The sequence below is a fragment of the Azoarcus sp. DD4 genome, assembly GCF_006496635.1.
Lineage (GTDB): Bacteria > Pseudomonadota > Gammaproteobacteria > Burkholderiales > Rhodocyclaceae > Azoarcus.
The window spans coordinates 1100613-1119532 of sequence record NZ_CP022958.1; the positions used below are offsets into that span (position 1 = coordinate 1100613).

General features: G+C 66.9%; 19 protein-coding genes, 1 other RNA gene and 1 pseudogene. 11 read left to right on the forward strand and 10 right to left on the reverse strand.

Features of this window, described 5'->3' with window-relative positions; translation table 11 throughout:
- Positions 1 to 77: 77 nt before the first annotated feature.
- The 7 genes from CJ010_RS05250 to CJ010_RS05280 are packed head-to-tail and all read right to left on the reverse strand — an operon-like array spanning position 78 to position 5777.
- A complete protein-coding gene (locus CJ010_RS05250) occupies positions 78 to 1352 on the reverse strand; it encodes a DUF3426 domain-containing protein (protein ID WP_141017062.1) in 1275 nt (424 codons plus the stop codon).
- 6 nt (positions 1353 to 1358) lie between these two features.
- Positions 1359 to 2243 (reverse strand): 50S ribosomal protein L11 methyltransferase, encoded by an 885-nt coding sequence (gene prmA, locus CJ010_RS05255; RefSeq protein ID WP_141017063.1) that lies wholly within the window; start codon positions 2241 to 2243, stop codon positions 1359 to 1361.
- Positions 2244 to 2255: 12 nt separating this feature from the next.
- On the reverse strand, positions 2256 to 3617 hold the full coding sequence (gene accC / locus CJ010_RS05260) for an acetyl-CoA carboxylase biotin carboxylase subunit (RefSeq protein ID WP_141017064.1): 1362 nt from the start codon (positions 3615 to 3617) through the stop codon (positions 2256 to 2258).
- An 8-nt stretch (positions 3618 to 3625) separates the two neighbouring features.
- Complete coding sequence (gene accB, locus CJ010_RS05265; protein ID WP_141017065.1) at positions 3626 to 4078, reverse strand: acetyl-CoA carboxylase biotin carboxyl carrier protein; 453 nt, start codon at positions 4076 to 4078, stop codon at positions 3626 to 3628.
- 53 nt (positions 4079 to 4131) lie between these two features.
- Complete coding sequence (aroQ, locus tag CJ010_RS05270; RefSeq protein WP_141017066.1) at positions 4132 to 4629, reverse strand: type II 3-dehydroquinate dehydratase; 498 nt, start codon at positions 4627 to 4629, stop codon at positions 4132 to 4134.
- A gap of 52 nt (positions 4630 to 4681) precedes the next feature.
- Complete coding sequence (locus CJ010_RS05275; RefSeq protein WP_141017067.1) at positions 4682 to 5239, reverse strand: TlpA disulfide reductase family protein; 558 nt, start codon at positions 5237 to 5239, stop codon at positions 4682 to 4684.
- A gap of 4 nt (positions 5240 to 5243) precedes the next feature.
- Positions 5244 to 5777, reverse strand: a complete 534-nt coding sequence (locus CJ010_RS05280; RefSeq protein ID WP_371415704.1) for a hypothetical protein — start codon at positions 5775 to 5777, stop codon at positions 5244 to 5246.
- A 221-nt stretch (positions 5778 to 5998) separates the two neighbouring features.
- On the opposite strand from CJ010_RS05280, the gene mpl reads away from it, so the two are divergent.
- On the forward strand, positions 5999 to 7357 hold the full coding sequence (gene mpl / locus CJ010_RS05285; RefSeq protein WP_141017069.1) for a UDP-N-acetylmuramate:L-alanyl-gamma-D-glutamyl-meso-diaminopimelate ligase: 1359 nt from the start codon (positions 5999 to 6001) through the stop codon (positions 7355 to 7357).
- A gap of 39 nt (positions 7358 to 7396) precedes the next feature.
- On the opposite strand, the gene CJ010_RS05290 is transcribed toward mpl, so the two are convergent.
- From CJ010_RS05290 to CJ010_RS05300, 3 genes are all read right to left on the reverse strand, one after another.
- On the reverse strand, positions 7397 to 8056 hold the full coding sequence (locus tag CJ010_RS05290; protein WP_141017070.1) for a BON domain-containing protein: 660 nt from the start codon (positions 8054 to 8056) through the stop codon (positions 7397 to 7399).
- Positions 8053 to 8646 carry a phosphoheptose isomerase gene (locus CJ010_RS05295; RefSeq protein WP_141017071.1) on the reverse strand — a complete coding sequence of 198 codons (594 nt, stop codon included), beginning with the start codon at positions 8644 to 8646 and terminating at the stop codon, positions 8053 to 8055. The genes CJ010_RS05290 and CJ010_RS05295 overlap by 4 nt, the downstream gene beginning before the upstream one ends.
- Positions 8647 to 8780: 134 nt before the next feature.
- On the reverse strand, positions 8781 to 9194 hold the full coding sequence (locus CJ010_RS05300) for a YraN family protein (RefSeq protein ID WP_141017072.1): 414 nt from the start codon (positions 9192 to 9194) through the stop codon (positions 8781 to 8783).
- Here CJ010_RS05300 and rsmI point away from each other — a divergent pair.
- The 10 genes and pseudogenes from rsmI to murF all read left to right on the forward strand — a co-directional run bounded on the left by rsmI (position 9193) and on the right by murF (position 18919).
- Complete coding sequence (gene rsmI, locus CJ010_RS05305) at positions 9193 to 10065, forward strand: 16S rRNA (cytidine(1402)-2'-O)-methyltransferase (protein WP_141017073.1); 873 nt, start codon at positions 9193 to 9195, stop codon at positions 10063 to 10065. The two genes, CJ010_RS05300 and rsmI, sit on opposite strands and share 2 nt — an antisense overlap.
- Positions 10066 to 10149: 84 nt before the next feature.
- The gene (gene pyrC / locus CJ010_RS05310; protein WP_141017074.1) at positions 10150 to 11184 is read left to right on the forward strand and encodes a dihydroorotase; all 1035 of its coding nucleotides are present in this window, start codon (positions 10150 to 10152) and stop codon (positions 11182 to 11184) included.
- Between the two features lie 13 nt (positions 11185 to 11197).
- Positions 11198 to 11632 carry a hypothetical protein gene (locus CJ010_RS05315; RefSeq protein ID WP_141017075.1) on the forward strand — a complete coding sequence of 145 codons (435 nt, stop codon included), beginning with the start codon at positions 11198 to 11200 and terminating at the stop codon, positions 11630 to 11632.
- Between the two features lie 43 nt (positions 11633 to 11675).
- An RNA gene (rnpB, locus tag CJ010_RS05320) (RNase P RNA component class A) lies at positions 11676 to 12125 on the forward strand.
- 401 nt (positions 12126 to 12526) lie between these two features.
- Positions 12527 to 12970, forward strand: coding sequence for a division/cell wall cluster transcriptional repressor MraZ (gene mraZ, locus CJ010_RS05325; protein ID WP_141017076.1), 444 nt, complete (start codon positions 12527 to 12529; stop codon positions 12968 to 12970).
- Positions 12971 to 13047: 77 nt separating this feature from the next.
- Positions 13048 to 13985 (forward strand): annotated as a pseudogene (rsmH, locus tag CJ010_RS05330) (16S rRNA (cytosine(1402)-N(4))-methyltransferase RsmH).
- Positions 13982 to 14248, forward strand: coding sequence for a cell division protein FtsL (gene ftsL / locus CJ010_RS05335; RefSeq protein WP_141017077.1), 267 nt, complete (start codon positions 13982 to 13984; stop codon positions 14246 to 14248). Before rsmH ends, ftsL begins: the two are co-directional and overlap by 4 nt.
- Positions 14245 to 16008: a penicillin-binding protein 2 gene (locus CJ010_RS05340; RefSeq protein ID WP_141017078.1), complete on the forward strand. Its 1764-nt coding sequence runs from the start codon at positions 14245 to 14247 to the stop codon at positions 16006 to 16008. The genes ftsL and CJ010_RS05340 overlap by 4 nt, the downstream gene beginning before the upstream one ends.
- On the forward strand, positions 16005 to 17510 hold the full coding sequence (locus CJ010_RS05345; RefSeq protein WP_141017079.1) for a UDP-N-acetylmuramoyl-L-alanyl-D-glutamate--2,6-diaminopimelate ligase: 1506 nt from the start codon (positions 16005 to 16007) through the stop codon (positions 17508 to 17510). The genes CJ010_RS05340 and CJ010_RS05345 overlap by 4 nt, the downstream gene beginning before the upstream one ends.
- Entirely contained in the window at positions 17507 to 18919 is a 1413-nt protein-coding gene (murF, locus tag CJ010_RS05350; protein ID WP_141017080.1) for a UDP-N-acetylmuramoyl-tripeptide--D-alanyl-D-alanine ligase, read from the forward strand. Before CJ010_RS05345 ends, murF begins: the two co-directional genes overlap by 4 nt.
- Position 18920 lies beyond the last annotated feature (1 nt).

The window sequence follows — 18920 nt, forward strand, 5'->3', positions numbered from 1 at the left end:
GGCTGTGCGGTTCGAGGAGTGGGCAGAGCAGCGGGGCAGTATCGCCAGCCGGGGTTACCGGCCGGTGACGGCGGCGGTCAAGGGTAGAACACGTAGACCCGGTAACCGGTCGGCGCGATGTCGGGGGCGTCGAAAGTCAGGCGCACGGTGGCGTCGCTGCGGGCCTTGAATTCCCCTTGCCGCTTGTCCGTCGCGACCCAGTCCGCCGGTGCCAGCACGCGCCGCACCAGCGGTGTGTCGTTGGCGTCGGTCAGGGTCAGTTCGAGATGGGGCCAGGCCTGAGGGTAGTCGGCTCGGTTCTGGATGGTGGCGTGCAGGATGTAGCGCCCGGGGCGTCCCGGTTCCGACTGCAGATCGGGGCTGTCGATGTTGATCAGCATCGCGTCGCGCGGCAAGGGCATGTCGCAACCCAGCTGCGTGCACACGGCGACGTACAGCGGACGCAGGCCGGGTAGTTGCCGGGCAATGCTTTCGCGGAAGAAGTAGGCCGATTGCAGCGCCAGGCCGAGTACCAGCACGATCATGCCGACGCTGAAGAGGGCGCTGTGGGTCTGGCCGTGGGCGGGGGGCGGACCATAGGTAGCGTCGAGGTGCCCGGTGTCGGCGCGCGATTCCGTGTCGTCCGGCGCGGCGGTCGCGGCGGCGGACTCCAGCGGCTGCGCTGCGTCCTGAGGTTCGATGCGGACGTCCGGTGCCGGCGAGTTCGCCGGATGGGCCGGTTCGTCGTGCGCGAAGACGGGCGCTTCGACGGCATTCGCGGCGCCGAGGCGATTCCCTGCTGCCATGACCATGGCGGAGAAATCCACGCGTGGTCCGGTTTCCGGCAGATCTCCGGCGCCTGTTGCGCCCAGGGCAGGGGCGATCGCCGGTTCGGCGTTGGGCGCCTGCGGCGAGGTGGAAGGCTCCAGCCTGCCGGACAAGGCGCCTGGCGTCTGAGAAAAGCTCGCGACGGCGCTGGGACCGAAAGCGGGAACGTCGTCGTGATCGAGCGTCAACTCGACCGTCGGCACGCTGTCGGGGATATCGAATTCGAGGTCGCTGAACGACGGGCGTGCGGGCAGCGGTTCCTGCGGCGTGCTTGCAGGTAAGTCGGCAGATCCGGACGGCGCCGCTGGCGGCGGGAGCCCCGCAGCCGGCTCGATGGCCGCGGCCGTAGGCTGCGAGCTTGCATCCGTCGCCGGGGGAGCTACGGGAGCGTGCGCCGACGGGCCGTCGCCACGGCTTTCCAACAGATGCTCCAAGGCGTTGAACGGATTGAAGCAATGGCCGCAGCGTACTTCGCCGTGACGTGCGCGCAGCTGTTCCGGACGCAGCCGGAAGACCGTCTGGCAGGACGGGCAGCGCGTCAGCATTGCGCCCTACCGTTGCCCTTCGAGGCGGACCCAGCCGTCTTGCGTGGCGCCTACCGTCAGGGCGAGATAGGGGGCCCAGGCGTCGATCACCTGCTGGGCCTGCGTTTCCAGCACGCCGGAGAGCGCGATCTGCCCGCCGGGGGCGACACGCGCGGCGATTGCCGGAGCGAGCACGCAGAGCGGATTGGTCAGGATATTGGCAACGACTACCTGGAAGGTGTCGCCCACCGGTACGCCCGAGTGCTGCAGCCGCATCGTCACCCGGTTGCGTTCGGCGTTGTCGCGGGCAGCCTCGACGGCCTTCTCGTCGATGTCGATGCCTAGCACGTCGCCTGCCCCCAGGCGCGCCGCAGCGATGCCGAGGATGCCGGAGCCGCAGCCGTAATCCAGTACGCTCATGCCGGGCTGCACGGTGTCGCACAGCCATTCCAGGCAGAGCCGGGTGGTCGGGTGCGAGCCGGTGCCGAAGGCCATGCCCGGGTCGAGTTCGATATTGATCGCGCCCGCATCCGGCGCTTCGTGCCAGGACGGGACGATCCACATGCGGTCGGTGATGCGGATGGGGTCGAACTGGCTCTGGGTGAGCTGCACCCAGTTCTGTTCGGCCACCTCTTTGGTGGTGAAAAGCGGCACCGCATCGAAGCCGGCAGCACCGGCAGCCTGGGCAAGCGCGGGGGCGAGATCGGCATCGGCGTCGAACAGCGCGATCACCCGGCTGTGATCCCACAGGCTGGAGGGCAGATGGCCAGGCTCGCCGAACTGCGGCTTCTCGGCCTCGGTGCCGGCATCGGCATCCTCGATGGACACCGACAGTGCGCCGGCGTCCATCAGGGCCTCGGACAGTGCTTCCGCCTTGTCGGCGTCAGCTTGCAGCGTGACCGAAATCCACATGATCCTGTCCGTTCAACCCTTCTTCACTTCGCTGCGGTCTGCCAGCTTGTGTTCCAGGTAGTGAATGCTGGTGCCGCCTTCGACGAAGCGGGCGTCCATCATCAGTTCCTGGTGCAGCGCGATATTGGTCTTGATGCCGGCCACGGCCATTTCCGACAGCGCGATGCGCATGCGGCGGATGGCTTGCTCACGGGTGTCGCCATAGGCGATCACCTTGCCGATCATCGAGTCGTAGTGTGGCGGCACCGTGTAGCCGTTGTACACGTGGGAGTCGACCCGGATGCCAGGGCCACCCGGCGTGTGCCAGTTGTCTATGCGACCGGGCGATGGCGTGAACTTGAACGGATCCTCGGCGTTGATCCGGCATTCGATGGCGTGGCCACGGAAGGGGATGTCGCGCTGCAGGAAGGGCAGTTTCTCGCCGGCGGCGACGCGGATCTGCATCTGCACGATGTCGATACCGGTGATCATCTCGGTGACCGGGTGTTCGACCTGGACACGGGTGTTCATCTCGATGAAGTAGAACTCGCCGTTCTCGTACAGGAACTCGAAGGTGCCGGCGCCGCGGTAACCGATCTTGCGGCAGGCTTCGGCGCAGCGCTCGCCGATCTTGGCGATCAGCTTGCGGTCGATGCCAGGCGCGGGGGCCTCCTCGATGACCTTCTGGTGGCGGCGCTGCATGGAGCAGTCGCGTTCGCCGAGGTAGACCGCGTTGCCGTGCTGGTCGGCCAGCACCTGGATTTCCACATGGCGCGGGTTCTCGAGGAACTTCTCCATGTACACCGTCGGGTTGCCGAAGGCGGCGCCGGCTTCGGCACGGGTGGTGGTGACGGCGTTGAGCAGGGCGGCTTCGGTATGCACCACGCGCATGCCGCGACCACCGCCGCCGCCGGCCGCCTTGATGATCACCGGGTAGCCGATGGCGCGCGCGATCTTGACGATCTCCTTCGGTTCTTCCGGTAGCGCTCCGTCCGAACCGGGCACGCACGGAACTCCGGCGGCCTTCATCGCATCCTTGGCGGAGACCTTGTCGCCCATCAGGCGGATGGTTTCCGGGCGCGGGCCGATGAAGACGAAGCCGGACTGTTCGACGCGTTCGGCGAAGTCGGCGTTTTCCGAAAGGAAACCGTAGCCGGGGTGGATGGCTTCGGCATCGGTGACCTCGGCGGCCGAGATGATCGCCGGCACGTTGAGGTAGCTCAGGCCGGAGGCTGCCGGGCCGATGCAGACGGACTCATCCGCCAGCGTGACGTACTTCGCCTCGGTATCCGCTTCGGAGTGCACCGCGACCGTCTTGATGCCGAGTTCGCGGCAGGCCCGCAATACGCGCAGGGCGATCTCGCCCCGGTTTGCGATCAGGATCTTCTCGAACATGGTGGCGTTCAGCCGATGATGAAGAGCGGCTGGCCGTATTCGACCGGTTGACCGTTCTCGACCAGGATGGCCTTGACCGTGCCGCTGGCGTCGGACTCGATCTCGTTCATCAGCTTCATCGCCTCGATGATGCACAGTGCGTCGCCTTCGCTGACCGACTGGCCGAGTTCGGCGAAGGGTTTGGCGCCGGGGGCGGACGAGCGGTAGAAGGTGCCGACCATGGGCGATTTCACGATGTGGCCAGCGGGCAGTGCGTCGGCAGCGGCTTCGACCGGAGCCGCTGCGGCAGGCGCGGCCTGGGGGGCGGCGGCCTGCGGCGGTGGCGCGTAGTAGGTGGCCTGCACCGGTGTGGAAAGGTGCTTGGCGATGCGGACCTTCTCTTCACCTTCGGTGACTTCCAGTTCGGAAATGCCCGATTCCTGGACGAGATCGATGAGTTTCTTGAGCTTGCGCAGATCCATGCTGTACTCCGGACATGACGGCGCCGCCGGGGGGCGGGCGCCGCTGTGGATGATTAATTGTGTAGTTCCCGCAGACGGCCGAGCACGAACTCGGTCGCAGCGAGGTAGCCGTACGCGCCGAGCCCGCAGATCACTCCGACGGCCCGGTCGGAGAAATAGGAGTGATGGCGGAAGGGTTCGCGGGCGTGGATGTTGGAGAGGTGAACTTCCACGTAGGGGACGTTGACCGCCGCGAGGGCGTCACGCAGTGCCACGCTGGTATGGGTATAGCCAGCGGGGTTGATGATGATGAAATCAACGCCTTCCGATGCGGCGGCCTGGACGCGGTCTATCAGCTGCCCTTCGTGATTGCTCTGGAAGGACTCCACCACAACACCTTCGGCGCGCGCGCGCGATTCCATCGCCGCGTGCACATCGGCAAGCGTCGTCCGACCGTAGATGTCGGGCTCACGCGTGCCGAGCAGGTTGAGGTTGGGGCCGTGGAGCGCCAGGATGCGGCCTTGCGGCGGCGGGGGCGTTTCCGGCTTTTGGCTGCGTTTTGAGCGCGTCATGGCGGCAAGTTTGCCGCAGTTGGCGGCAAGTTGTCCAGCGCGGCAATGTATCTCAGTCGGCGGTGGCAGTCAGCAGGCTGCGGATTTTGCCTTCGAGTTCGGCGCGATTCAAGGTGCCGAGCTTGATGTGGCGGACCGCTCCGTTGCGATCGGTGATGACGGTGAACGGCAGGGCCTGCGCCGGGTTGCCGAAGCGTGCGGCCAGACCAAGCACCTGCGGGGATGCGATCAGCAGAGGGTAGGGGACGTCGAATTCCCGTGTGAAGGCCTGGACGCTCTCGGTCGAGTCGATGCTGAGGCCGACGAACTGGACCGGCTCGCCGGCGAAGCTGCGGCTGGCGGCGACGAAGTCGGGGATTTCCTTGCGGCAGGGTGGGCACCAGGTGGCCCAGAAGTTGACTACGAGGACCTTCCCGCGCCATTGCGACAGGGCTTGCGGGGTGCCGGTGGTGTCGGGCAGCTGCAGGGCGAAGAGTTCGTCGGTGGCGGCCGCCGCGGAAGCCGGCAGTTGGCTCGCTTCCGGCGTCAGCTTGCGGCTGGCGAGATATCCGGCGCCGGCGGCAGCCGTCGCGACCGCGGCGATCAGTGCGTACTGTGCGAGACGATGCATGCGGTCAGTCCCCGCTCGGGGTGGCGGAGGCTTCGAGCAGCGCTTCCACCTGGGCGAGACGGGCGCGGTCCTGGCGGCGCGCGCTGCGTTCGGCGCCAGACGGGAAAATCGAGAGCCGTACCGGAACCTCGTCCCAGTCGAAACTGAGTATGGCTTCCGGTGTGCCCGGCGCCGGGCGGCGTGGTTCGCGGTGTTCGTAGGGGAAGTCGCGATTGAGGAAGAAGATCTCGACTTCCTTTGCGCTTTCGGGGTACAGCTCGATTTCGAGTTCGGAATAGCGGCCGGCGGTGCCGTCCAGCGCACCGCCGGTGAGGTAGGGGCGGAAGTCTTCGAGCATCCGCATCACGCTGATCGCCGCCTGGCGCATCTCGAGCAGGCGTTCGGCCTGCTCTTCGTCCTGGTAGAGCGCCTGCCAGGCGCGCAACTCCGCCTCGATCTCCGCATTGTTCGGGAGTGCTTCCGATTCGCTGGCGCCGAGCTGGCGCGCCGCCTTGCGCTTGGCGAAGCCGAAGTCGCTGATGCCGTCTTCGGCCATCATGCGGGCGGCGAGCGCGGCGATTTCACGGCGCAGATTTCCGGAACGGGTCAGATTGGTGCGTGAAGGCATGGTGGCGGCGGATGAAGGACCAGTCGGACAACGCACGATCCGGGGCGCCGTCAGCCGGGAGGGTGAGGCGCCATCGGTTAGAATGCCGGCCATTCTACACGGGCCGCCGGAAAACAGATGACGGCCCGGATGGCGGTTTCTTCGGAGTCTTCATGCACATCCACATCCTCGGTATCTGCGGCACCTTCATGGGTGGCATTGCGCTGCTGGCGCGTGCTGCCGGCCACACAGTGACCGGTTGCGACAGCAATGTCTATCCGCCGATGAGCACCCAGCTGGAAGAGCAGGGCATCAGGCTTACCGAGGGCTTCGATCCGGCGCAGATCGATCTCGCGCCGGACGTGTTCGTGGTCGGCAACGCGATTTCACGTGGCAATCCGCTGCTCGAAACCCTCCTCGATCGTGGCCTGCCCTATGTGTCCGGGCCGCAGTGGCTGGCCGAACATGTGCTCGCCGGACGCTGGGTGCTGGCGGTGGCAGGCACGCACGGCAAGACCACGACGACCTCGCTGCTGGCGTGGATCCTGGAGGATGCCGGCCTCAATCCGGGTTTCCTCGTCGGCGGGGTGCCGAAGAACTTCGGTGTTTCCGCGCGCCTGACCGATTCGTCCTTCTTCGTGATCGAGGCCGACGAGTACGACACCGCCTTCTGCGACAAGCGCTCCAAATTTGTCCATTACCGGCCGCGCACCGCTATCCTGAACAACCTGGAGTTCGACCACGCGGACATTTTCGCGGACCTCGCGGCGATCGAAACGCAGTTCCATCACCTGGTCCGCACCCTGCCGCGCAGCGGCCGCATCGTTGCCAATGCGCGCGAGGATAGTCTCAAGCGCGTGATCGAACGCGGCTGTTGGTCCGAGCTGGAGTGGTTCAACGACGAGGCCGGGTGGTCGGCCGCAAGCGGCGCGAGCGACGCGGAGGCGGTGTTCCGGCTGGGCGGGCGCGAACTCGGTCGGGTGGATCTGCCGCTCGCCGGCAGCCATAACCGCGAGAACGCCCTGGCCGCCATCGCGGCTGCTCGCCACGTCGGTATCACCCCGCAGCACGCGATCGCCAGTCTGGCCCGCTTCGAGGGTATCAAGCGGCGGCTGGAGTTGCGGGGGTGCGTGCGGGACGTCGCCGTCTACGACGACTTCGCCCACCATCCGACCGCGATTGCGCTGACCGTGGAGGGGCTGCGTCGGCGCGAACCCGGCGGCCGCATTCTCGCGGTGCTGGAGCCCCGTTCGAACACGATGAAGCTGGGCGTGATGAAGGCACAGCTGCCCGGCAGCCTGGCGCAGGCGGACGCGGTGTTCTGCTACGCCGGCGGGCTGGGCTGGGATGCAGCCGAGGCGCTGGCGCCGCTCGGCGAGCGGGCGCGGACCTATCAGGATCTGGATGTGCTGGTGGCGGAGGTCGCCGGCATGGCGAGCGCCGGCGATCATGTGCTGGTGATGAGCAACGGCGGCTTTGGCGGAGTGCACCAGAAGCTGCTGGATGCGCTGGCGGTCGGGCGCGAGGTCTGATCGCAGGCCGGCCCGGGCTGTGCCGGGCCGGCGTTTGTCTTACTGGGTATTGCGGTTCTTGTTGTCCAGCCGGTTGGCTTCAGCCTGGCTGATGTACTCGAATACTCGTACCACCCGGCGGACGCCCTGGCTGGTACGCGCAACTTCGGTGGCGGCATCCGCCTCTTCGCGGGTGACAAGGCCGAGCAGGAAGACCACGTTGGCTTCGGTAACGACCTTCACGTGGTGGGCGCTGAAGCGCTGGGCATCGACGAAGCGGGCCTTTACGTTGGAGGTGATCAGCGAATCGTTGGCACGTGCGGACAGCGCCGAATTCCCGGCAACCACGGTTTCGTTGACGATGCCGCGCACATGCTCAGCCGCTGCGGCGCTGCGTTCGATCTCGCCGCGGATGTTGTCATTGGGCACTTCGCCGGTGAGCAGCACATTGCGGTTGTAGGCAGTGACGTTCACGTGGATGGCGTCGCCGAAGCGTTCGCGCAGGCGGTTGGTGATCTTCCACTCGATGCCTTCGTCTTCCACGTAGGCGCCTGAGGTGCGCCGGTCGGCGATCATTGCAGCGCCAGCGGCGGCGCCGGTGGCCACGACCGGGAAGCAGCCCTGCAACAGGGGCAGCGTGGCTGCCGTCAATAGGCCGATCAGCAGCGTGCGGCGTCCTTGTCGTCGGGACGCAGGGGTGTGGTGGTTTGCGTTCTTCATTCTTCCACTCCGAGTAACAGGCAATCGATGCCGTCGCACAGACAATGCAGGGTCAGCAGATGGACCTCCTGGATGCGTGCGGTGCGATCGGCGGGCACACACAGATGTACATCGCCGGGGCCGAGAAGTTCACCCATCTGGCCGCCGCCCTTGCCGGTAAGTGCAACAACGTGCATCTCGCGCTCGTGCGCGGCGTGGATGGCGTCGATGACGTTGGGCGAGTTGCCGCTGGTCGAGATCGCCAGCAGCACGTCGCCGGGCTGGCCCAGCGCGCGCACCTGCTTCGAGAAGACCTGGGTGTAGTCGTAGTCGTTGGCGATCGAGGTCAGCGTGGACGAGTCGGTCGTGAGCGCTACCGCCGCGAGCGGCGGACGCTCCATCTCGAAGCGGTTGACCAGTTCGGCGGCAAAGTGCTGGGCGTCGGCCGCCGAGCCGCCGTTGCCGCAGGCGAGGATCTTGCCGTTGTTGATCAGGCTGCCGGTCATCAGTTCGACCGCCTGGGCGATCGGCGCCGCCATCCACTCTACGGCGGCGAGCTTGGTCTGCGCGCTGTCTTCGAACTGACGGGAAATGCGGTCGATCAGGTCCATTCTTGCCGGTGCTCGCGGTGTGCTGGTAAGGGGGCTGAAGTCTAGCATGCGACAGGAAGGCGGCCTGCTGGCGGCATTCGGCGGGCGGTGTGACCTTACACCTTTTTACGTTTGGACGAATCTTTCGGCACGGCTCAGGCAGCGTCGAATGCGCCTTTCAGCCAGCACAGCGCACCCGCATCGAGGGCATCCAGCAGTACGGCGTCGAAGCGGCAGGCGTGCTGCGCGTAGCGCCGGCCTTCGCCGTTCAGCCACCATTGCGCAGCAAGGATGACGCGGCGCTGCTTGGCCGGGGTGATGCTCGCTGCCGCGCCGCCGAAGCGCGGGTTGCCGCGCAGGCGTACTTCGACGAAGACCACGGTGTCGCGCTCAAGACCGATGAGGTCGACCTCGCCGCCGCGGCAGTGCAGGTTGCGGGCGATCAGGCGCACGCCGTGCTTGACGAGGTGCGCGGCTGCCAGCGCTTCGGCCTGCCGGCCGCGGGCTTGCGCCGCCGTCGTGCGAACGCCGACAATCCGGGATTCTTCCGCCTTGCGATCCGCCTTCATGACCGATTCTTCCTCCGCCGCGGCGGTATCGTTGTCCAGGACGCCGTCATTGTATGTGGTGGCGACGCCGCTCGGAAACCTGCAGGACATCACGTTGCGGGCGCTGGGGGTGCTGCGCGCGGTGGATGTGATTGCCGCCGAGGACACCCGCCACAGCCAGCGCCTGCTCGATGCCTGCGGCATCCGCACCAGGCTCTTCGCGCTGCACCAGCACAACGAACAGGCCGCCGCCGGTCAATTGATAGAACGCCTCGCTGCGGGAGAGAACGTGGCGCTGATCACCGACGCCGGCACGCCGGCCGTGTCCGATCCCGGTGCCCGCGCGGTAGCGCGGGTGCGAGCCGCGGGTCATCCGGTCGTGCCGGTGCCGGGCCCCTGCGCTGCGGTAGCCGCGCTGTCGGTGGCCGGTTTTGCCGAGGGCGGTTTCCGGTTCGTCGGCTTCCTGCCGCCGAAGTCCGCTGCGCGCCGGGCGGCGCTGGCCGGACTGCGCGACGATCCGTCGGTGCTGGTGTTCTACGAGGCGCCGCACCGCGTCGCGGCCTGTGTCGCCGATCTTGCGGCTGAGCTCGGCGGTGAGCGCCGTCTGCTGGTGGCTCGCGAGCTCACCAAGCTGCACGAGGAGATCGCCTGCATGCCTCTTGCCGACGCGGAAGCCTGGTTTGCGGCGGATCCGAATCGGGAACGGGGTGAATTCGTGCTGGTGGTGGACGGGGCGCCGGCGCGCGACGGCCTGGATGGGGAAGCCGAACGGGTGCTGGGCCTGCTGCTCGCCGAACTGCCGGTCAAGACCGCAGCGCGGCTGGCTGCGGAGATTACCGGTGTGGCGAAGAATGCGCTGTATGCCCGGGCACTGGAACTCAAGGGCGGGTAGGGTGAAGCTGGCGGCGACCGGCAGCGACGGCTGCGGCCAGCGCGATCGCGCCTATAATTGCGTGTCCGACGTGAGAACTTCCGTATGCATTCGATTACCCTGACCCGTCCCGACGACTGGCATCTGCACGTGCGCGACGATGCCGCGCTCGGTGTTGTCGTCCCGCACACCGCGCAGCGCTTCGGCCGCGCGCTGATCATGCCCAATCTGCGTCCGCCGGTGACCACCACCGGCCAGGCGCTGGCCTACCGCGACCGCATCCGCGCCGCCGTGCCGCAGGGCATGGGCTTCGAGCCGCTGATGAGTCTCTATCTCACCGACAACATGGCGCCCGACGAGATTGAGCGCGCGCGCGCCTCGGGTGCGGTGATCGCCGCCAAGCTCTATCCGGCTGGTGCCACCACCAATTCCGATGCCGGTGTTACCGCAATCGACAAGGTCTATCCGGTGCTGGAGCGGATGGAGGCATGCGGCATGGTCCTATGCGTGCATGGCGAAGTGACCGCCGGCGAGGTCGACGTGTTCGATCGCGAACGGGTGTTCATGGAGAAGATCCTGTCGCCGCTGGTGCGCCGTTTCCCCGGTCTCAAGGTGGTGTTCGAGCACATCACCACCGCCGAGGCGGCGCAGTTCGTGCGTGCGGCGGGCGCCAACGTTGCAGCGACGGTCACCGCCCATCATCTGCTGTTGAATCGTAATGCCATCTTCGCGGGGGGGATTCGTCCACATCACTACTGCCTGCCGGTGCTCAAGCGCGAGACCCATCGCGTGGCGCTGGTCGAGGCGGTGACGTCGGGCAGTCCGCGCTTTTTCCTCGGTACCGATTCGGCGCCGCATGCGCGCAGCGCCAAGGAAGCAGCCTGCGGCTGTGCCGGCTGCTACACCGCCCACGCCGGCATCGAGCTCTATGCGGAGGTGTTCGATGCTGCCAATGCGCTTGATCGGCTGGAGGCGTTTGCCAGCCTGAACGGGCCGGCCTTCTATGGACTCAAGCCGAATGCGGACAAGATCACGCTGGTGCGCGAGACCTGGACGGTGCCCGCCAGCTACGACTATTTCGGCGACGACCCATTGGTGCCTTTGCGTGCCGGTGAAGGCGTTGCCTGGAAGCTGGCCTGACGGAACGAGCCTGATGCGCTACCGTACCCTGCGCCGGTTATTACCGCTCGTACTGCTTCCCGCGCTTTCCGCATGCGAGAACTCGGCGACTGCCTATTCGATAGAGGGCAGCCAGCACGCGCTCATCCTGGTGCGTGAGCAGAGCTACTTCTGGGATTCGCAGGTCAAGCAGGCGATCGTGGCGTCGCGCCTGCCTCAGTGCCAGAAGCGGGTGGCTATCCATCCGGGCGGCAAGGTGCTGGTCGAAATGTCCATCTACGAAGCGGGTGACCGGCTCTGGGCCTTGCAGCAGGGAAACCGCTGGTATCTCGCCAGTACCGAACGCTGTCTGGTGCAGGACTGGGACAAACCCGCCGATGCCCCGCTCGGTCCCGCAGTTGGCAGCTTCCGTTTGCGCGATGGCGTTCCGGTCTTCGAAGCGGCTGCTGCGTCTGCGCCGGCGAACTGATTTTCCGGGTAGGGTGAGCCGCCCCGGGTATAATCCGCAGCGGGAAGTTCGCCAGGCAGTCGCTGCGTACCTCGTGTGCGTGGAGGAAAGTCCGGGCCCCGCAGAGCAGGATGCCGGCTAACGGCCGGGCGCCGTGAGGCGACGGAAAGTGCAACAGAGAGCAGACCGCCGATGGCATGGGCTTCGCTGCCGCAAGGCTGCAAGGTCCTTTTCGAAGCGTGGGTTCTCCGGAAACGGGGAGTCTGCGTTTCGGGCGCACAGGCAAGGGTGAAACGGTGGGGTAAGAGCCCACCGCAGGACTGGCAACAGGACTGGCACGGCAAACCCCATCCGGGGCAAGGCCAAATAGGGGAGCATTGGCGTGGCTCGCGTCGCTCCCGGGTAGGCTGCTAGAGCGCCGTGGTAACGCGGCGCCCAGAGGAATGACTGCCCGATGGTTCCGGTTTGCGCCGGGGCTGTTCGACAGAACCCGGCTTATCGGCGAACTTCCCGATTCCCTTCGATTTTCCGGCAATGCGCCGGTGCATGCCGGCTTTGGCTGGGCTGACCCCGCTCTGATGCGCTGAATCTTCGCGGCGCGGGGGCTGCATTCCTGGCTTCCTATCCGTTCTGGGCAATGACGGGCCGATTCCGGCTGAATTTTCCCACTTCCTCCCACTTCGATGTTTCCGTGCGCCACCGGTTCATGCCGTTTCGCATGAGGCGACGCTATTTGCCTTGATTTTTCAGGATTTATACAAGGCTGCCTGCTTTGGGTAAGTCATTGTGTAACAAAGAAAAAGCCAGGGAGGCAGGCTTGACCGGGTTTTTCCTTTCAACTAGAGTGGGGGCAAGTGGAAAAAAGTGGGGCAAAGTGTCATTTCCGACGCTTTGCCAAGCCGTTCAGGGGGAAGGATGTTCCAGGGAGCCGCAGCGCTCAGTCTCGATGCGAAGGGTCGCCTGGCGATTCCGGCTCGGCATCGGGACGCCCTGACGCCTGACGGTGCGCCACTGGTGATGACGGTGCATCCGCATCGCTGCCTCCTCGTCTATCCGTTGACGGCCTGGGAGCCGATCCGCGAGAAGATCACCAATCTGCCCGGCATGGACCAGGGCACCCTCACGTTCAAGCGCATGCTGGTCGGCTTCGCCCAGGAAGAAACCCTGGACGGTGCCGGACGCGTGCTCGTCGCGCAGTCGCTGCGTCAGTTCGCGGGGCTGGACAAGCAGGTCTGGTTGGTCGGTCAGGGGACGCATTTCGAACTGTGGTCCGATGCCGGCTGGCAGAAGCAGCAGGAGGCGATGCTGGCGCTGGCCGACAATCCTCTGCCTGCCGGCCTGGAGAACTTCGTCCTATGAGCGTCCCCGCACGGCCGCCCAAAGGGGGCGCTCCCTCTCTCGGGGAGGATGTCGCGCAGCGACCGGAGGGTAGTTCAGTGAACGCTCCGCTGCAGCACGTCACCGTGCTCCTCGGCGAGGCGGTGGACGCCCTGGCGGTGAAGCCGGATGGCATCTACGTCGATGGCACCTTCGGTCGTGGCGGTCACAGCAGTGCGGTGCTGGCGCGCCTCGGCGCGACCGGCCGCCTGATCGCTTTCGACCGCGATCCGCAGGCGATTGCCGCGGGTCGTGCCATCGCCGACCCCCGTCTCGAACTGGTCCATGCGCCTTTCAGCGAGCTGGCCGAGGTGCTCGACCGGCTGGGTGTGACCGAGATCGATGGCGTGCTGCTCGATCTGGGCGTTTCGTCGCCGCAGCTGGACGACGCTGCGCGCGGCATGAGCTTTCGCTTCGACGCGCCGCTCGACATGCGCATGGACACCAGCCGCGGCCAGACCGTGGCGGACTGGCTGGCGGAAGCCTCCGTCGCCGAAATCACGGAGGTCATCAGGGAATATGGGGAAGAACGGTTTGCTCATGCGATTGCAAAGGCGATTGCAGCTGCTCGGACAGGGGGGCTATTGCAACCACTGGACAGCTTGCCGCGATCGTGGAAAAAGCGGTCCGGACACGCGAGCCGGGGCAGCACCCGGCGACGCGCAGCTTCCAGGCTTTACGGATTTTCATTAATCAAGAGCTCGAGGAGCTGAGCCGCGTCCTGCCGGACTGCGTGGCGCGCCTGCGTGCTGGCGGCCGGCTGGTGGTGATCAGCTTTCATTCGCTCGAAGACCGCATCGTCAAGCGCTTCATGCGTGACGAAGCGCGTCCGCCGCAGCTGCCGGCGCGCTTGCCGGTGCGGGCTGCGGACCTGCCGCCGCCGCGGCTGCTGCTGGTCGGCAAGGCGCAGCGTCCGGGTCCGGCTGAAGTGGCCGCCAATCCGCGCGCGCGCAGCGCGGTGATGCGGGTGGCCGAACGCAGCGGGGTGGCCGTATGATCCGTTTCGACGCCATGCTGGTCGCACTCGCGGTGGCCAGCGCGCTCGGCGTGGTGGCGGCCCAGCACCAGTCGCGCAAGCTCTACATCGAGTTGGAGCGCGAGATGGCGCGTGCCCACAGCCTGGAAGTCGAGTGGGGGCAGCTGCAGCTCGAGCAGAGCACCTGGGCGGCGCATGCCCGCGTCGAGAAACTCGCCCGCGAAAAGCTCGGAATGCGTCCGCCGGCGCCCGGTCAGGTCGTGGTGGTGGAGCCGCAATCGTGAAGAAGCAGCGTACCGTCACCTTCAATCACAATCCCCTGCTCAAGCGCGAGCTCCCGGCCTGGCGTGCGCGCTTCGTGCTCGTGATGCTGATGGGCTGCTCGCTCGCGCTGGTCGGCCGCGCGCTCTATCTGCAAGGCGTCAACAACAGCTTCCTGCAGGCCAAGGGCGAAATGCGCTACGCCCGTGTCCTCGAAGTGCCCGCCACGCGTGGGCGCATCTCCGACCGCAACGGCGACATGCTCGCGGTGAGTACGCCGGTACGTTCGATCTGGGCGATCCCGGCCGATGCCCGGCTCGAAGCGGCGGACGCGCGCAAGCTCGCCACGCTCCTGGAAATGGATGTCCGCGAGCTCAATGAGAAGCTGGCGCCGGGGCGCGACTTCGTCTATCTCAAGCGCCAGCTGCCGCCCGAGGTGGCCGACCGCATTGCCGCGCTCAAGCTGCCTGGCGTGCATCAGCAGCAGGAGTACCGTCGTTACTACCCCGGCGGCGAAGTGACTGCCCACATGCTGGGTTTCACGGGCGTCGAGGATCGCGGCCAGGAAGGCATCGAGCTCGCCTACGAGAAGCTGCTGGCCGGCGTGCCCGGATCCCGCCGGGTGATCAAGGACCGGCGCGGACGCATCGTCGAGGACGTCGAGTCCATTCGTCCGCCGCGCGACGGCGAGGACATTTCGCTGGCGATGGACGGCAAGATCCAGTATCTCGCCTACACCGCATTGCGCGACGCGATGCAGCTCCACAAGGCCAAGGCTGGCGCCGCCGTGGTGCTCGATGCACGTACCGGCGAGATCCTCGCGCTTGCCAACGCGCCGACCTACAATCCGAACAACCGGGCCAATCTCACCGGTGCGCAGTTGCGCAACCGCGTGTTTACCGACAGCTTCGAGCCGGGCTCGGTGATGAAACCCTTCATCGCCGGCCTCGCGCTGGACCAGGGCAAGGTCAAGCCGACGACCGTGATAGATACCTCGGCCGGCCGCCTGACCATCGGCACCGCAACGATTTCGGATTCCCACCGCAGTGGTCCGCTGACCGTGGCCGAGGTGATCCAGAAGTCGTCGAACATCGGCACCGTCAAGATGGCGCAGTATTTCACGCCGAACGAGATGTGGCAGCTGTTCCACCAGCTCGGCTTCGGCATGCCGCTCAATCTCGGCTTTCCCGGCGAGACGGGAGGCAAGGTGCGCGCGGCCAAGACCTGGCGGCCGATCGAGCAGGCAACCATGTCCTACGGTCACGGCATCTCGGTGACCCTGATCCAGATGGCGCGCGCCTACCTGGTATTCGCCCGCGATGGCGAGCTGGTACCGCTGTCGCTCACCAAGCTCGACGGTCCGCCGACCAACGGGCAACGCATCTTCTCGCCGCAGACGGTACAGAGCTTGCGAGCGATGCTCGAAACGGTGACGCTGGCGGGCGGTACGGCGACCAAGGCCCAGGTGCCCGGCTACCGGGTCGGCGGCAAGACCGGTACTGCGCTCAAGCTTGAAGGCGGCCGCTACACCAAGCGCTACGTGGCCTCCTTCGTCGGCTTTGCGCCGGTTTCCAACCCGCGCCTGGTGGTGGCGGTGATGATCGACGAACCCAGCGCAGGCAGCTACTACGCCGGCACGGTCGCGGCGCCGGTGTTCTCCCGCATCATGGAAGGCTCGTTGCGTGCACTCGGCGTGGCACCGGATGCACCGCTGACGCCGCTGCAGCTCGCCCGCAAGTCGAACGAGGGCCCGGCGCCGGCGCCGGTACGGGAGAGCATGTGAGCAATCCCGGTCTCGTGCTGCTCGACCAGTTGCGTGCCCAGGGCGTGAGCCCCACCGGCATCACCGCCGACTCGCGCCGGATCGCTCCCGGTGAGGTGTTCGCTGCCTGGCCCGGCTACGCGACGGACGGCCGCCGCTACATCCGGGCGGCGGTCGAGCGCGGTGCTGCGGCGGTGCTGTGGGAAAGTGGCGACGACTTCCGTGTCGATGGTCTGCCGGTGCCCTCGCTGCCCGTCGTCGGCCTGCGCGATCTCGCCGGCCATCTGGCGCACGAAATCCACCAGCGTCCGTCGTCCCGCCTGTGGCTCGCCGGTGTCACGGGGACCAACGGCAAGACCACCGTCAGCCAGTGGCTGGCGCGTGCGCTTGCCGAACTCGGCACCCGTTGCGGCATCATCGGTACGCTGGGCAGCGGTTTCCCCGATCAGCTGACCGCCGGCTTGAATACCACCCCCGATGCGCTCGAGCTGCATCGCATGCTGGCGGCTTTCCTGGCCGACGGCGCCGGCGCGGCGGCCATAGAGGTGTCGTCGATCGGGCTCGACCAAGGGCGGGTGAACGGCGCCGAGTTCGACGTCGCGGTGTTCACCAACCTGACGCGCGATCATCTCGACTACCACCTGACCATGGAAGCCTACGCTGCAGCCAAGGCCCGGCTGTTCCAGTTGCCGGGGGTGACGCGGGCGGTGATCAACCTCGACGACGCCTTCGGCATGAGTCAGGCGCGCCGCCTGGTCGACGGTGGGCTGGTCGACGTGATCGGATACACCCGCGTGGCTTCCAATGCCGGTGCAGTGCCAGGCGCGCGCGTGCTGGTGGCCGATCGCCTCCATGCCGCACCCTCCGGACTTCAGTTCACGCTGCACTGGGCCGGGCGCCAGGCCGAGGTACAGGTGCGCATGGTCGCGCCCTTTAATGTTTCCAACCTGCTGGCAGTGATCGGTGCGCTGATCGCGCGCGGCGTGGCGCTGGACGATGTGCTCGCCGTCGTTGGCCGCCTGACTCCACCGGAAGGTCGTATGCAGTTGCTCGGCGGCATCGGCGAACCGCTGGTGGTGATCGACTACGCCCATACCCCCGACGCGCTGGCGAAAGTGCTCGAAGCGGTCCGCGATACCGCGCGCACGCGCGGCGGCCGGCTGGTGTGCGTGTTCGGCTGCGGCGGCGACCGTGACCCGGGCAAGCGGCCGCTGATGGGCGAGGTCGCGCGCCAGCTTGCCGACCGTGTCGTCGTCACCAGCGACAACCCGCGCAGCGAGGATCCGCAAGCGATCATCGACGCGGTGATGGCCGGGGCAGGGCCGGCGGCGGATCGGGTCGTCGATCGCGCCGAGGCTATCCGCGTCGCCATCGGCGAGGCCGGGCCGGACGACATCGTGGTGCTGGCCGGCAAGGGACACGAGCCTTACCAGGAAATCCACGGCCAAAGGCTGCCTTTTTCAGATATCGAGCAGGCGCGTGCCGCCCTCGCCGCATGGAACGACAGGGGGACGCAAGCATGATGAGTCTGGTCGATGCCGTGCGCGCCCTCGCCGCCCACGGCGCGCGCGCGACGGGTCTGACGCGCTTTTCCTGCGTCGGTACCGACAGCCGTGCGATTGCCGCGGGCCAGCTCTTCGTTGCCCTGCGCGGCGAGCGTTTCGATGGCCACGACTTCGTCGCCGCGGCCGGGGAAGCCGGCGCTGCGGCGGCGCTGGTCGATAGCCGCTGGGCGGCGGAGCATGGCGACACCGGCCTGCCGCTGGTGGTGGTCGACGATACCCGGCTCGCACTTGGCAGCCTGGCGGCTGCGTGGCGTGCGCGTTTCCCGATTCCGCTGATCGGCGTCACCGGCAGCAACGGCAAGACCACGGTCAAGGAAATGTGTGTCGCCATCCTGCGTGCCCAGGCGCGCAGCGACGGTGCCGACGACGACGCGGTGCTCGGCACCCGCGGCAATTTAAACAACGACATCGGTTTGCCGCTCACGCTGCTGGAACTGCGCGATCACCATCGCGCCGCGGTGATCGAGATGGGTATGAATCACCCCGGCGAGATTGCCTACCTCACCGGGCTGGCGCGGCCCACCGTAGCCATTGTGAACAACGCACAGCGCGCCCATCTGCAGGGTCTGGGGACGCTGGCCGAAGTGGCACAGGAAAAGGGCGCGATCTACCAAGGGCTGGGCGAGAACGGCGTCGCCATAGTCAATGCCGACGACACCCATGCGGCCTACTGGCGCGACCTCAATGCCGGTCGCCGGATTGTGAGCTTTGGTATCGACCAGCCGGCCGACGTCGCCGGCCGGTGTACCCTGCACGGGCTCGGTGCCCAGCTTGCGCTCGATGCGGCCCAGGGCCGTGGCGAGGTCGATCTGCAGGTGCCGGGGCTGCATAACGCCCGCAATGCGGTCGGTGCAGCCGCCGCCTGCCTCGCCGCCGGCGTCAGCTTCGAAGCGGTGCTCGAAGGCCTCGCCAGCTATACCGGCACGCGCGGACGCCTGCAGCGTCGGGCCGGGCCGCGCGGCGCGGTCATTCTCGACGACAGCTACAACGCCAATCCGGACTCGATGCGCGCGGGCATCGACGTACTCGCCTCGACCCCGGGCCATACCTTCCTGGTGCTCGGCGACATGGGCGAGGTCGGCGAAACCAGCGCCCAGGTGCATGACGAGATCGGTGGTTACGCCAAGAGCAAGGGCATCGACGGCCTTTACGCGCTGGGCGAGGCGAGTGCGATCGCGGTGCGCAATTTCGGTGACGGGGCACACCACTTCGACAGCGTCGATGCGCTGGTCACGGCGCTGACCGAGCGGCTCGATGCCGACGCGGTGGTGCTGGTGAAAGGTTCGCGCTTCATGAAGATGGAGCGGGTGGCGGACGCGCTTGCGGCACTGCACAATGGCGCCCCTCGCAAGGAAACAGGCTCGTAAC